Below are 12,100 nucleotides of genomic sequence, written 5' to 3' on the forward strand. Positions count from 1 at the left end.
TTCTGTCAGGAGGGCCCCGCCCCCATCGTCACCGGCCCAGATCCCCGGAACGCGCTGTGCTCACGGTGGTCGCCGGTGTCGGTTGGGAGTTCAGCGCCCGCCAGGACACCAATGCGGCGCCGATTGCTACGAGCATGGCGAGCATGGCGAGCAGCACGGCCACCACGACGCCCTTGCTGGGTGGGGCGGGAACTGAGGGGGTCGCGCCCAGACGTTCGGTTGGGCCATCCGCGGGCCGCCACCGAGAAACCGACATACCTCACACGGTACGGACACAAGTTGCGTGCTGCCCATCCCCGATATGGGGACTAGAATCTTCTCGTGCCGGCGCGTACCCCGACCGGATCCGCCGCCATCGACCGGCTGGACCGGCAGATCCTCCACGGGCTGCAGCTAGCTCCGCGGGTGCCGTTCGCCCGGCTCGCCGCCGTGCTGGCCGTGTCCGAGCAGACCGTCGCCCGGCGCTACCAGCGGATGCGCAGCCACGGCATCGCCCGGGTCTTCGGGGTGGCGACCCACGCCGGGGCCACCGATTGGATGCTGCGCCTGACCTGCCGGCCCGGCACCGCGGCGGCCACCGCCGACGCGCTGGCCCGGCGCCCCGACACGAGCTGGGTGGCGATCAGCGCCGGTTCGACCGAGCTGACCTGCGGGGTGAGCGTCGGCGATGACCAGCCGGGGCTGCTTGATCATCTGCCGCGCTCGGCAAACGTGCTGGCGCTCAACGCCCATCAGGTGCTGCATCGCTTCGTCGGGCGCGGCGAGGCCGACTGGATCACCGCAGGCGACCGCCTCGAGGACGACCAGCGCCGGCAGTTGCTGGCCGATGAGCCGCCGGAAGCCCCGGGTGACCCCGCCGAACTCACCGACGACGACCGGCCGCTGCTCACCGCGCTCGGGCATGACGGGCGGGCCAGCTTCGCAGCGCTGGCCGAGGCAACCGGGTGGACCCAGCGGCGGGCGGCGCTGCGGTTGACCGCGCTGACCGCCGCCGGGCTGATCCGCTTCGACATCGACATCGCCGGGGTGGCGCTGGGCCTGCGCTCGGTGACCACGCTGTGGTTCACGGTCGCCCCGGCCGATCTGGCCTCGGTGGGTGCGCAGCTCGCCGACCACCGCCAGCTGGCCTGGGCGGCGGCGGTCACCGGGTCCGCGAACCTGGTGGCCTCGGCCTTGTTCACCGACGCCGGCGCGCTGTACCGCTATCTGACCACCGAGGTGGCTGCGATCACCGAGGTGCAGCACTGTGAGGCGATGCCGCAGCTCACCCGGGTCAAACAGGCGGTGTCGCTAGTGGACCGCGGCCTGCTGCGCAGCCCGGTCGTCTGAGGCCGGCGGCGCGGCGGCGGGAGCGGGCCGGTTGTGGCGCACCAGCACCAGCACCGCAATGCCGCCGAGGATGCCCGCGCCCGCGGCCACCAGGAACGCCGCGTCCAGCCCGGCCACCGCGGCGCCGCGCAGGGCGGTGTCCACGGCCGACCGCGCCGTCTCCGGCACCGCCGCGATGATGCGCCCGGCCTGCCCGGCGGCCAGGCCGTGGGCCGTGCCGGACGGGTCGGGAGCCGAGCCGGTCAGGTGGTCCTCGGCGCGCGCGGCGAACACCGTTCCCAGCACGGCGATGCCGATGGCAAAGCCGAGCTGGCGGGCGGTGGTAATCGCACCGGCCGCCATGCCGCCACGCTCACGCGGGACCGCCGCCATCGCCGACTCGGCCAGCGTGGGCATGACCAGGCCAACCCCGATGCCGATGACCGCGTAGCCGGCGATCAGCGCGGGCCAGCTCGAACCGGGTCCGAGTACCAGCGCGCACAGCGCCGACCCGAAGCCGATCAGCAGCATGCCGGTGCCGATGATCAGGCGCGGGCTCTTGCCGTGCAGCCGCGAACCGGCAATGCCGGAGATCACCACCGAGACCAGCGACATGGGCAGGCCGGTGAGCCCGGCCTGCAGCGGCGACAGCCCGGCGAGCGACTGCAGCCAGATCGAGGTGTACGTGAACGCCGCGAAGGCGGCCACGTTGACCAGCAGCGCGGCGATCAGGATGCCGCCCAGCGACCGGTTGCGCAGCAGCCGCAGGTCCAGCATCGGGTGCTCGATGCGCCGCTCGACCAGCACGAACGCCACCATGGCGAGGGCGCTGAGCACGAGCAGGCCCCACGTGGCGAACGCGGTCCAGCCTTGCTCATTGGCCCGGATCACGGCCAGGGTGAGCGCGGCGGCGGCCACCGTGAAGGTCAGCGTGCCGACGACATCGAAGCGGCCCTTGCGCTGCCCGTGATCGGCGCGCAGGACGGTGAGGGTGAGCACGATTGCGGCGATGCTGATCGGCAGGTTGACCAGGAAGATCCAGCGCCAGTTCAGCCACTCGGTGAGCACGCCGCCGAGCACCGGCCCGACCGCGGCGGCCGCCCCGGAGACACCGCCCCAGACGCCGTACGCGACGCCGCGCTCGCGACCCTGGTAGGCGCCGTTGAGCAGGGCGAACGTGGTGGTGAACATGGCGGCGGCGCCGATGCCCTGCACCACCCGGGCGGTGATCAGCATGGCGTCACCGTTTGCCACGCCGCACACCAGCGACGCGAGCGCGAAAACACCAAGCCCGGCGAGGTACAGCCGGCGATGCCCGGAGCGGTCGCCGAGCGCGCCGGCGCCCAGCAGCAGCACGGCCAATGACAGCGCGTAGCCGTCGACGACCCACTGCAGCGCCGTGAACGAGGTGTGCAAATCCACCGCCATCTGCGGCAATGCGACATTCACAATGGTGACGTCGATGAGCAGCATGAAGGTGCCGAGGCAGACCGTGACGAGCGGCCACCACTTACGCATGAGGTTTCTCCTTGACTGAGCGTGACCGGATCACGATCGCCGAGATGCCGGTCCGGGCACCAGCCAAAACGCCGCTCGCGTCGAAATCCGCCAGAAGCACGCCTTCCGCCGCCATGATCTGCCATCCGGTAGCGCTGGCTCTTGTCGGCAGGTGACTTCTGGCTGCGGCTGGGCAACCCCCCGGTCGCTGGGCCGGAACGAACTCCTCGCGCGCATCGGCTCGGGCGGCACGGGCACCGTCAGGTGCCGCCGTTTCGAGCCTGAGACGCCATACCAGGCCGTCGAGTATGTGGACGGCCCGAACCTGGCCGGGGTGGTGCGGGACAACGGGCCACTGACCGGCGGCGCGCTGCCCAGCGTGACGGTGGGCGTGGCGAAGGCGCTGAAGGGTGGCGCCTTAATCGTCCCATGCTTGCAGGGCGGTGCGGATCTCGTTGTACCGCTCGGCCCGGTACCGGTCAGCCGGCGGTTCCCCCAGCGCCAGCACCGCGTGTTCGACCTGATACGTCAATCGGTACAGCAGCACTTGTGCGGCCAGATCGCGCCATTGTTCGCAGCGGTTTCCGCTCGGCCGGTGCCCGAGGCCGGTAATGGTGAACCAGGCCGGGAAAAGGGCATGCTGCTCCACCGCCAGGTCGATGCGCCGCCGCAGATATCCCGTCAGATCAGCCACCACCTCCGCGCCGCGCTGGTCGATATGGGCTTGCCGCCGCCGGGCGTCGCGCCGCAATTCGCCTTCCGCCGCATACACGTTGGGCAGCAGATCCATCACGGCTTTCTCCCGGATCCGGAATTGCCCGCCGTGCTGGCGATAGGCCGCGGCCGCCCGGCGGAATGCGCGGCTGCCGATCCTTTCGCGAGCAAGGGCGCGGCTGGCGTCCAGGGCGCGGGCCCGGCTCTGCGCGGTCAGGCGTTTCATTTCCCCGTACGTCCGCAGCACCCCCGCCAATTCGGTTTCCCGCTGTTTGCTCAGCATCCCCGCGCGGATCTGCTCGGCAGCTCGCACCGTCGTCACCAGCGGTGCGATCTCCGGCGGCACGGTATCCAGGTCCACCGGTTGCACGCCGTGTTCCAGCCGCAACCGGCCCTCGATCAGGTGCACCTCGCCGGTCAGCCGAGCGATCGCCTGCCGGGCGCCACGCAGTTCACCGTCGGTCTGGCGGCGCATCTGGTCGTACGCGTCAATGACGGTGGCCAGTCGGTCGTTGCCGGCGGCGACCCGCTCGGCCAACTCCCGATGCCGCTCGTCGATTGCCTCCGCGGTTTCCTGGAGCCGGAAGTCGAACTGGCGCCGCAAGGTGTTCGCCTTGCGCTGGCATTCGGTGCGCAGCGAATCGGCAACGCGATGCAATTCCGTGGGCGCCTCGGTGCTACTGCTCATGACCGGCCTCCGTTTTTCTGGTCGGAAAAGGCAGCACCACCGTCGCTGCTACGAAAACCACCGCCGCCCCCGCGAGCGTCCACACCGGCAGCACCCGAAGCCCTGCCAGCACGCCCGCCACCAGCGCAAACAACACCAGCCCGGCCGCCCAGCCCCGCCGCCGCGTCGCCTGGCCGGCCCCCTCATCGAGCACCACTATCAGATCGTTGGTGGCATCAAAAACCCGGCGCAGCAGATCATCATGGCGCGCCGATCCCGCGTCCTCGCGCAGCAACAAATCGTGCCGGTCCGCCAATTCCTGCTGCCGCTCACCCGTTCGCTCCCGGAGTTCCCCGCCCACTCGCACCCCCGTCAGCCGCTCGCCGTTCACCGCCTCCAGTGACTCAGTAATCGGCGAGTGCGGTCAATCCCACGGAAGGGTCCAGCGCATTCAGGACGGCTGTGAGCCGCTTCTCCTCGCCCAGAAAATGGGTCGTGAGAATCGCTGAGAGCCCGCTCAGCTCGGCGTGCACGGCCAGCGGGTCACCGGCCAGCGTGATCACCCGTTCGAGCAGGCCGGAAATGACCTCATGGTCGCGGGTGAGCCCGTCCAAAAAGGAACGCAATTCGGGATGGCGCTCGGCCAGCAACGGAAACACTTCACGATCCTCGCCGGTATGATGCTTGGTCACCGCCGCGCAAAAAGCCACGCAATGCGTTGCCAAGCCGACCGGCGGCACCACACCGTCCAGAATATCGTCAAGCATGTCGCGCAACCGCACATGCACGGCAACAAGCTGATTTCCGTACGCCAGAAAGCGCGAATACTCATCGGACAAAGCAGCCAAGATATCTTCCTTGGTCCGGCGCCTCCATGCCACGACGTTCTCTGAGCCGGGTGCACGCGACGCTCCCTCTAGGAGATCAGGTCCGTGAGCCGCCCGTCAAGCAGATCGAACCTCCAGTCATGACAACGCAAGGGATTGCCGCGCGGGAAATCGAAGTCGACCTCGCCGAGCAGCTCAAACCCCGCCTTACGGCACACCGCATTCGATCCGGCGTTCGTGACATTCGGATAGGCGTGGACGTAGCGTCGTTCTTTCCCGTTCGTGGGTTGCTGGTCGTCGTTCTCCTGCGCAGGACCGCGGCTTTCGTGCGTGCGGGCGGCTGCGTGGTTCAGGGCGGCTGCGTGGTTCAGGGCGGCTACCGTGGCGGCGACGGCCAGGCCGCGGCGCTGGAAGTCGGGCAGGATCTGCCAGCCCATTTCCCAGACCGGGTGACCTCGCCACTCGCGGGGCCAATAGCCGACACTGCCCACCGGATCGGGTGAGTCCAGCACCCTTACCAGGAACATCGTCCCGCCCTCGGCGCCGGCCAGAATGCGCTCGTGTCGCCGTACCACTCGATCGTCTGGCTCGGGACCGCCGAGATGGACCTTCATCTGCGGGGTGTTGGCCCGCCGGTCCAGCGTCAGCCCGCGCTCATCCCACTCTTTAAGCCACATGCCGCCATGCTGCCCCAGCCCTACGACAAAACCCGCCGTCCTGCACGAGGACCGCGCCCTAAGACGAGAACAGGGCGCCGAAGCGGGACAGGTACAGCGGCCAGCCATTCTCACTACGGACACCGTTGCGCACCGACTCCCAGCCGGGTCCGTGCCGGTCGAGGTGGCGGTGTTCCAGTTCGACCCGCGTGCGTTGCGGGGCCTCGGCGATGAAGCGGATCTCGACCTCGCTGGTGTTATCGAGGTTGGTTTCCAGTTCCCATCGGGGGCCGATGTCCCAGCTGAACACCACCCGGTCCGGCGGTTCGAAGACGAGCACGCGCGCCCATCGGCATTCGCTGCCGTCGACGCCGCGATCGTAGATGTGCCCGCCTGCTTTCGGCTCGAACACCGTCTCGGCGATGGGCACGGTGAGCAGATTGTGGTCGCGCGGCTTGATGTCACCGAATCGCTCGGTGAAAACGGCGAAGGCGCGTTCAATGGGCGCCTCGATGACGACGTGCCGCAGTACAACCGCATCGGTCATTGTTCCTCCTCGATGACATTTTGGTATCCGCGCAGCGCGCGGCTCCAGAAGGCGTCCAGCTGATCTCTCAGCGCGGCCACTCCGGCCGGGTTGAGCCGGTAGACCCGCTTGGTGCCGGCGGCTTCGTCGGTGACCAGGCCGGCGTCCTTGAGCAGCTTGAGGTGCTGGGAAACGGCGGGCCGGCTGATCGGCAGGGCCTCGGCGAGTTCCCCGACAGCCCGGGGGCCGTCGGCCAGGAAGATGACAATCGAGCGCCGGGACGAGTCTCCCAGCAGATCCCACCCATCGGCGCCTTGGTAAGTGGCCACGAACGGTAAGCTACGACTTACCGAGTCACCAGTCAATCCCCCGGAGCGCTGTTATCCCCTCGCAGCGCCGCGACGGGGCGGTTACCTCAAGGTGCCCTGAGCTGAAAAAGGTGCGCTCTTCCCAGGTCACGTGCGGCTTCCGTAACGTTCGCCGGCATGACAGTCACGTTGATCAACGCACCCGGCCTGCCCGGGACCCCGATCTATCATCACGTGTCGGTGGCTACCGGATCACGGCTGATTCACCTCGCCGGTCAGGTCGCGTGGGACGGCGGCGACTTCGCCACGCAGGTGGAGCAGGCCTACCTCAATGCCGGCGCCGCGCTGGCCGGCGCCGGCGCCTCGTTTGACGATGTGGTGAAACTGACTGTCCACGTCGTTGATTGGAAACCCGCCTTGATGCCGGAGCTGCTCGACGGCATCGCCCGCGCCTCGGCCCGGCTGAACGTCACGATCGCAGCCCCGGCCTCGCTGTTCGGCATCGTGGCCCTGGACATCCCGGAACACCTGGTCGAGGTCGAAGCGGTGGCCGTGCTGAGCTGAACCCGCGCGAGCGCCTTGTCTTCGAAGCGGGGCGTGGGCCGCCGCAGCTCGGCCTCCCCCTGCGGACAGACCCAGCTAGGCCTCGAAGCGGGCGCGGGCCGCCTCGATGTCGCGCAGGAAGGTCTGCGTCCAGCCGCACATGCCGTCGACCACCTCGCGCAGCGCCCCGCCCGCCTCGGTCAGCGAGTACTCGACGCTGGGCGGGACGGTGGGGTGCACGGTCCGCTCGACCAGGCCGTTGCGCTCCAGCGTCCGCAAATTCTGGGTCAGCACCTTGTGACTGATGCCACCGATCTCGCGGCGCAGCTCGTTGAAGCGCATCGTCCGCTGCCCGAGAAACTCGATGATCAGCAGGGACCACTTGTTTGCCACGTCGGAGAAAATCATTCGGGCCAATGAGTCGGCCCGAGCCAGATCAGCCTCGGGCGGCAGCGCGCCGATCTCCTGTCTGGTCCCCACCGGCCCAGCCTAGTACCCCGTCAACCGTTGTCAGTTGTCGAAGGGCAAGCTCCCTGGCGGGCTCCCAGTGCTCAGTAGAGACCTGCCCAACCGGGTGCCGCGAGGCGAGACAAGAAGGAACGTCCGCACCGGCGAACGGTAGAGCGGCTCAGCGAAGGTTGGCGGTCATTTCGGCTAGTTCGGCGAGACGGTCCGGTAGCGTCCGTGGATTTCCCGGCGCCTCCGCCCGGGCATCCCAGGGCCGCGGCCCCGACAGCGGCCGGTAATTCACCCCCAGCGCCCCGAGCCTCTGCAGATGCGGCTCCAACCGTTCCCGGAAAGCCGCGAAATCGCGCCCGGGCGGTCCCCACACCACCTCGGCGAAAGCGCACAGCCGCGGGAACACCATGTAATCCACCCGCCGCGCCGATTCCATGTGCTCGGTCCACACATTGGCTTGCGCGCCCAGCACAGCGTCGCCGGGATCGTAGGCGTACACGTCTTCGAGCCGGAGCAGAGTTCCCACCGGCGTCGGTTCGCCGGGGTCGTCGGATTGGCGGTAGTCCAGGTACAGCGACGTGTCCGGGCAGGCGACCACCTCGTGGCCGGCCGCGAGCGCCTTTTCCATCGGAAATTGTCCCCGCCACGCCGCAACAACGGCATCTCGTGGTGCGCCGCCGGCCAGGATCTCGTCCCAGCCGTAGACGCGCCGGCCGCGGGAAGCCAGATGGGCAGCCATTTGCGCGATGAACCACGGCTGGCCGGGGACACCGCATTCATCACCGCCGATGCCGATCAGCGGGGACGGGAAGATGTCGCAGATGTGGTCGAGCACGGCCCGGCAGAAGTCCAGGGTCGCCGGTTCCAGGTTGAGCCCGTGCGGGGAAACGCCCCAGGCCGTGCGCACAGGACCAGCAAAACCATTACCCAGCATCGGGTACGAAGCCACAGCCGCCTGCATATGACCGGGCATATCGATTTCGGGTACGACGGTCACGTGCCGCCGCGCAGCAAAGGCGACAATGGACCGCAGGTCGTCAGCGGTGTAGTAGCCGCCGTGCGGTTGATCGTCATACCGCTCGTGCTGACGTGAACCCCGCATCGAGCAGGAGCGCCACGCCCCGACCGTGGTGAGCCGCGGCCAGCCGGGCACCTCGACACGCCAGCCCTGGTCATCGGTCAGGTGCAGATGCAGCACGTTCAGTTTGTGCATCGCGATCAGCTCGATGAAGCGCAGCACCTCGGGCACCGGCATGAAATGGCGGGCCACGTCGAGCAGCACGCCACGCCACGCATAGCGCGGCCGGTCCTCGATACGCACACAGGGCAGCCGCGACGGGACTACCGAGCCGGGAAACAATTGTCGCAGCGTCTGCTCGCCGTAGAAAACGCCGGCCGGGCCGCCGCCGCGGATGGAGATGCCGAAGGACGACACGTCAAGGACGTAACCCTCGGCGGGCAGCAACGGGTCCACGCCGGTGGAAATCGGTGCGGTGGCAGCGAAGCCGGGCTGGGGGCGTACGGATAAAGGCTGGGGAATCAATCTTTGACCGCCCCTCCCAGACCGGCTACCAGGCGTCGGCGGACCACCAGGAAGAACACGAGAACCGGGATCGTCATCAAGGTTGAGGCGGCCATGATGGCACCCCAGTCGTTCTCATCGGGTTTGAAGAACACCAGCAGGGCCATCGGCAGGGTTTGCTGATCGGTGGCGCTGATGATGAACGTGCGGGCGAACAGGAAATCGTTCCAGGCGTGGATGAACGAGAACACGCTGGTGGCCGCCAAACCGGGCGCTACCAGGGGGAACAGGATGCGCCACAAGACGGTGAAGCGGCTGGCGCCGTCGAGCTGCGCTGCCTCGTCGAGCTCGTCGGGAACCGCTTGGACAAAGCCGCGCAGCATCCAGATCGCGAAGGGCAACGTGAAGGCGGTATGCACCAGCATCAGGCTGCCCAGGGTGTTCAAGCCGATGCCGGGAACGGTGGCGCCCAGGTCTCGTACCAGAAAGAACAGGGGGATGGTGAGGGCCTCGACGGGAACCATCTGGGCGATCAGGAACAGCACGAGAATGGTGGTGCGGAACCGGAACTTGAAGCGGGTCAGCGCGACCGCTGCCAGAAAGGCGATCAGGCCGGAGGCCACCACCACGACGAGCGCGACGACGGCGCTGTTGAGCAGATAACGGGCGAAGTCGTTGGCGGACAACACCCGGCGGAAAGCATCGAGGGTGGGCGCGAGGGTCCACGGGCGCTGGTGCAGGGATTGAATTTCGCCTGCCGGTTTCAGCGCGGACAGCACCATCCAGTAGATCGGGAAAACGGTGACGAGCGCGATCAGCACGGCGATGGCATCGAGCAGGCGCCGGGTTCTCACAACGGTTCTCCCGTCCGGCGCAATGTGCGCAGATAGAGCAGCGTCACCAGCAGCAGAATGAGCATCATGACCACGCCGATGGCCGAGCCGAGGCCGTATTCGCTGGCCGCGAACGCCTGCTGATAGGCCCAGACGTTGAGCGTGAGATTCTGCCCGGCCAGGCCGCCGCCGCGGGTCATCACGTAGATCTGGGTGAAGATCTTGAAGTCCCAGATGATCGATTGGATCACCACGATGGCCAGCACCGGGCGCAGCATCGGCACGATGATCTGCCAGAACGTGCGCCACGTGGAGGCGCCGTCCAGCGCCGCGGCTTCCAGCACCGAGCCGGGGATGGCCTCGATGCCGGCGTACAGGGTGACCATGACGAACGGGAACGACGCCCACACCACCACCGCGCCGACCAGAGCGAACGCGGTGTAGCGGCCGTACATCCAGTTGAAGCCGCCGAGGCCGAGGGCCTGGTTGACGAAGCCGAGGTCGGTGTCGAACAGGAACATCCACACCGTCGAGCCGCTGACCGCGGGCACCGCCCACGCGGCCATGGCGGCCAGCGACAGCAGCAGGCGCGGCAGCCGGCTGATCCGGGTGAGCAGCACGGCCAGGGCGGCGCCGACCGCGAGCGTGGCGAGCACGCACCCGGCGGCGAAGATGACTGTGGCGATCAGCACCGACCAGAACTGCGGGTCGGTGAACAGCTGGGCGTAGTTGCCGGCGCCCACGAAATGGGTGGGCTGCCCGCCGCTGACCTGGGCCTGCCGGAAATCGAGCACCGACAGCAAGCCGAGCTGGTACATCGGGTAGATGAACAGCGCGCCCAGCACGACGGCGGCGGGCAGCAGCAGCCAGACCGGCGCGAGGCCGCGCCGCCGCCGGGGCGGCGCGGCTGTGGACGCGCGGATGGCGTCCTCGCTCACCACGGTGGTCACTTGGTCAGGGCCGCGTCGATCTGCTGGGCCGCCTCGTCGGTGGCCTGCTCCACGCTGGCCTTGCCGGTGGCCACCTTCTCGATCATGGTGGGCAGCACCGCCGACGCGTCGATCTTGCCCCAGCCCGGGTCGAGCGGCACGAACTTGGTGCCGGCGGCGATCGTGTCGGCGAACGGCTTGAGGAACGCGTCCTTGGCCACGACCTCGTCGCTGGCCGACTTGAGCGTCGGCAGGTTGCCCATGGCGTCGTACATCTTGGTCTGGTATTTCTTGCCCGCCAGCAGCGTGAGGAAATCCGCGGCCAGCGCCGGTCGCTGGCTGTTCTTCATGATGCCGAGGTTGTTGCCGCCGGCGAACGCGGGCGCCACCGAGCCGGGCTTGCTGCCGGGCAGCGGCACCACCGCATACTTGCCCTTGGCTGCGCCCGCATCGACGGCCGCGCGGTTGAAGTTGCCCAGGATGCCCATCGCCGCCTTGCCGCTGGCGAACAGATCAACCGTCTTGCCGCCGGTCAGATCGGCGCAGTTCTGCGGCGGGCAGTTGTCCGGAGCAATGAGATCCGTGTACGACTTCAGCCCCGCCCGCGCCTGAGCCGAATTGATCGCCGTGATGTCACCACCGGCATCCCACACGAACGGCATCGCGGCATAGGTGTACTTACCGCCGACCGCCACGCCGAACATGTCCGGCTTCTTCTGCCGTACCGTGCGCGCCGAACTGGTCAGCTCGGCGATGCTGGTGGGCGCCTTGAGCCCGAGTTCCTGGAAGATGTCGGTGCGGTAGTAGAGCGCGCGCACCCCGACGTACCACGGGACGCCGAGCAGCTTGCCCTCGTACGTGGCGCTGGACTTGGCGTCGGCGCTCAGATCGGCGCCCTCGGACCAGCCCGTCACCGTGGAGCCGATGTCGGCCAGGCCCCCGGCCGCCGCGTATTCGGGTAGGTCGGTGTTGCCGTATTCGACCACGTCAGGGGCGCTGGCCGGGTCGTTGAAGGCACCCTTGAACCGGGCGCTGCGGGTGTCGACCGCGATGTACGCGATGTCCACGGTGGTGCCGGGATGCGCAGCGGTGAACTCGGTGACCGCCTCGGCGATCACCTTCTCCTTGGGGGCGCGGTTCGGCTCGTCGAAAAGCCAGACCTTGAGCGTGCCCGTGCGGGCGCCGCCGTCGGACGGCGTGCTGGACGGGGACGACGTCGACGGGGCGCACGCGGTGAGCGTGAGGGCGAGGGCGGCGGCCACCGCCAGGCGCGACTTCATGGGCACACTCCACTTCGGGCGTATGTTCGTA

Annotated in this window: 16 protein-coding genes; 3 read left to right on the plus strand and 13 right to left on the minus strand. The window is 68.4% G+C overall.

The window, feature by feature from the left end; translation table 11 throughout:
• Positions 1-28: 28 nt before the first annotated feature.
• A complete protein-coding gene (locus tag TFC3_RS37235) occupies positions 29-256 on the minus strand; it encodes a hypothetical protein (protein WP_153040324.1) in 228 nt (75 codons plus the stop codon).
• Between the two features lie 65 nt (positions 257-321).
• On the opposite strand from TFC3_RS37235, the gene TFC3_RS21160 reads away from it, so the two are divergent.
• Positions 322-1,329: an Lrp/AsnC family transcriptional regulator gene (locus tag TFC3_RS21160; protein WP_067502686.1), complete on the plus strand. Its 1,008-nt coding sequence runs from the start codon at positions 322-324 to the stop codon at positions 1,327-1,329.
• Here TFC3_RS21160 and TFC3_RS21165 read toward each other — a convergent pair.
• Complete coding sequence (locus TFC3_RS21165; RefSeq protein WP_067502689.1) at positions 1,291-2,826, minus strand: MFS transporter; 1,536 nt, start codon at positions 2,824-2,826, stop codon at positions 1,291-1,293. The genes TFC3_RS21160 and TFC3_RS21165 overlap by 39 nt on opposite strands.
• An 11-nt stretch (positions 2,827-2,837) precedes the next feature.
• Between TFC3_RS21165 and TFC3_RS38170 the strand changes: the two genes are divergently transcribed.
• A complete protein-coding gene (locus TFC3_RS38170) occupies positions 2,838-2,981 on the plus strand; it encodes a hypothetical protein (RefSeq protein WP_161952649.1) in 144 nt (47 codons plus the stop codon).
• Between the two features lie 242 nt (positions 2,982-3,223).
• On the opposite strand, the gene TFC3_RS21170 is transcribed toward TFC3_RS38170, so the two are convergent.
• The 6 genes from TFC3_RS21170 to TFC3_RS21195 form a co-directional block, all read right to left on the minus strand.
• Positions 3,224-4,207, minus strand: coding sequence for a hypothetical protein (locus TFC3_RS21170; protein ID WP_067502691.1), 984 nt, complete (start codon positions 4,205-4,207; stop codon positions 3,224-3,226).
• A complete protein-coding gene (locus TFC3_RS21175) occupies positions 4,197-4,577 on the minus strand; it encodes a hypothetical protein (protein ID WP_067502694.1) in 381 nt (126 codons plus the stop codon). Before TFC3_RS21175 ends, TFC3_RS21170 begins: the two co-directional genes overlap by 11 nt.
• 13 nt (positions 4,578-4,590) lie before the next feature.
• Positions 4,591-5,034 (minus strand): hemerythrin domain-containing protein, encoded by a 444-nt coding sequence (locus TFC3_RS21180; protein ID WP_067502696.1) that lies wholly within the window; start codon positions 5,032-5,034, stop codon positions 4,591-4,593.
• A gap of 68 nt (positions 5,035-5,102) precedes the next feature.
• Positions 5,103-5,690, minus strand: coding sequence for a GNAT family N-acetyltransferase (locus tag TFC3_RS21185; RefSeq protein WP_067502699.1), 588 nt, complete (start codon positions 5,688-5,690; stop codon positions 5,103-5,105).
• Positions 5,691-5,748: 58 nt separating this feature from the next.
• Positions 5,749-6,216: an SRPBCC family protein gene (locus TFC3_RS21190; protein ID WP_067502702.1), complete on the minus strand. Its 468-nt coding sequence runs from the start codon at positions 6,214-6,216 to the stop codon at positions 5,749-5,751.
• Complete coding sequence (locus TFC3_RS21195; protein ID WP_067502705.1) at positions 6,213-6,524, minus strand: helix-turn-helix transcriptional regulator; 312 nt, start codon at positions 6,522-6,524, stop codon at positions 6,213-6,215. The genes TFC3_RS21190 and TFC3_RS21195 overlap by 4 nt, the downstream gene beginning before the upstream one ends.
• A 156-nt stretch (positions 6,525-6,680) precedes the next feature.
• Between TFC3_RS21195 and TFC3_RS21200 the strand changes: the two genes are divergently transcribed.
• Entirely contained in the window at positions 6,681-7,067 is a 387-nt protein-coding gene (locus tag TFC3_RS21200) for a RidA family protein (RefSeq protein WP_067502708.1), read from the plus strand.
• Positions 7,068-7,142: 75 nt separating this feature from the next.
• Here the strand turns inward: TFC3_RS21200 and TFC3_RS21205 are convergent, their stop codons facing one another.
• The 5 genes from TFC3_RS21205 to TFC3_RS21225 form a co-directional block, all read right to left on the minus strand.
• Positions 7,143-7,526: a helix-turn-helix domain-containing protein gene (locus TFC3_RS21205; protein WP_067502711.1), complete on the minus strand. Its 384-nt coding sequence runs from the start codon at positions 7,524-7,526 to the stop codon at positions 7,143-7,145.
• Positions 7,527-7,674: 148 nt separating this feature from the next.
• Complete coding sequence (locus tag TFC3_RS21210; RefSeq protein WP_067502714.1) at positions 7,675-9,048, minus strand: beta-N-acetylhexosaminidase; 1,374 nt, start codon at positions 9,046-9,048, stop codon at positions 7,675-7,677.
• Positions 9,045-9,881: a carbohydrate ABC transporter permease gene (locus TFC3_RS21215; protein WP_236718237.1), complete on the minus strand. Its 837-nt coding sequence runs from the start codon at positions 9,879-9,881 to the stop codon at positions 9,045-9,047. The genes TFC3_RS21210 and TFC3_RS21215 overlap by 4 nt, the downstream gene beginning before the upstream one ends.
• Positions 9,878-10,810 (minus strand): carbohydrate ABC transporter permease, encoded by a 933-nt coding sequence (locus TFC3_RS21220; RefSeq protein ID WP_067502717.1) that lies wholly within the window; start codon positions 10,808-10,810, stop codon positions 9,878-9,880. Before TFC3_RS21220 ends, TFC3_RS21215 begins: the two co-directional genes overlap by 4 nt.
• Positions 10,807-12,069, minus strand: a complete 1,263-nt coding sequence (locus tag TFC3_RS21225) for an extracellular solute-binding protein (RefSeq protein ID WP_153040325.1) — start codon at positions 12,067-12,069, stop codon at positions 10,807-10,809. The genes TFC3_RS21220 and TFC3_RS21225 overlap by 4 nt, the downstream gene beginning before the upstream one ends.
• Between the last annotated feature and the right edge of the window lie 31 nt (positions 12,070-12,100).

This window comes from Actinoplanes sp. TFC3 (assembly GCF_001553785.1).
Taxonomy (GTDB): domain Bacteria; phylum Actinomycetota; class Actinomycetes; order Mycobacteriales; family Micromonosporaceae; genus Actinoplanes.

Excerpts from the sequence above, each read along its gene's own strand:
- TFC3_RS21225 (WP_153040325.1), bottom strand. The coding sequence starts at position 12,069 with ATGAAGTCGCGCCTGGCGGTGGCCGCCGCCCTCGCCCTCACGCTCACC.
- TFC3_RS37235 (WP_153040324.1), bottom strand. The coding sequence starts at position 256 with ATGTCGGTTTCTCGGTGGCGGCCCGCGGATGGCCCAACCGAACGTCTG.
- TFC3_RS21165 (WP_067502689.1), bottom strand. The coding sequence starts at position 2,826 with ATGCGTAAGTGGTGGCCGCTCGTCACGGTCTGCCTCGGCACCTTCATG.
- TFC3_RS21190 (WP_067502702.1), bottom strand. The coding sequence starts at position 6,216 with ATGACCGATGCGGTTGTACTGCGGCACGTCGTCATCGAGGCGCCCATT.
- TFC3_RS21185 (WP_067502699.1), bottom strand. The coding sequence starts at position 5,690 with ATGTGGCTTAAAGAGTGGGATGAGCGCGGGCTGACGCTGGACCGGCGG.
- TFC3_RS21200 (WP_067502708.1), top strand. The coding sequence starts at position 6,681 with ATGACAGTCACGTTGATCAACGCACCCGGCCTGCCCGGGACCCCGATC.
- TFC3_RS21170 (WP_067502691.1), bottom strand. The coding sequence starts at position 4,207 with ATGAGCAGTAGCACCGAGGCGCCCACGGAATTGCATCGCGTTGCCGAT.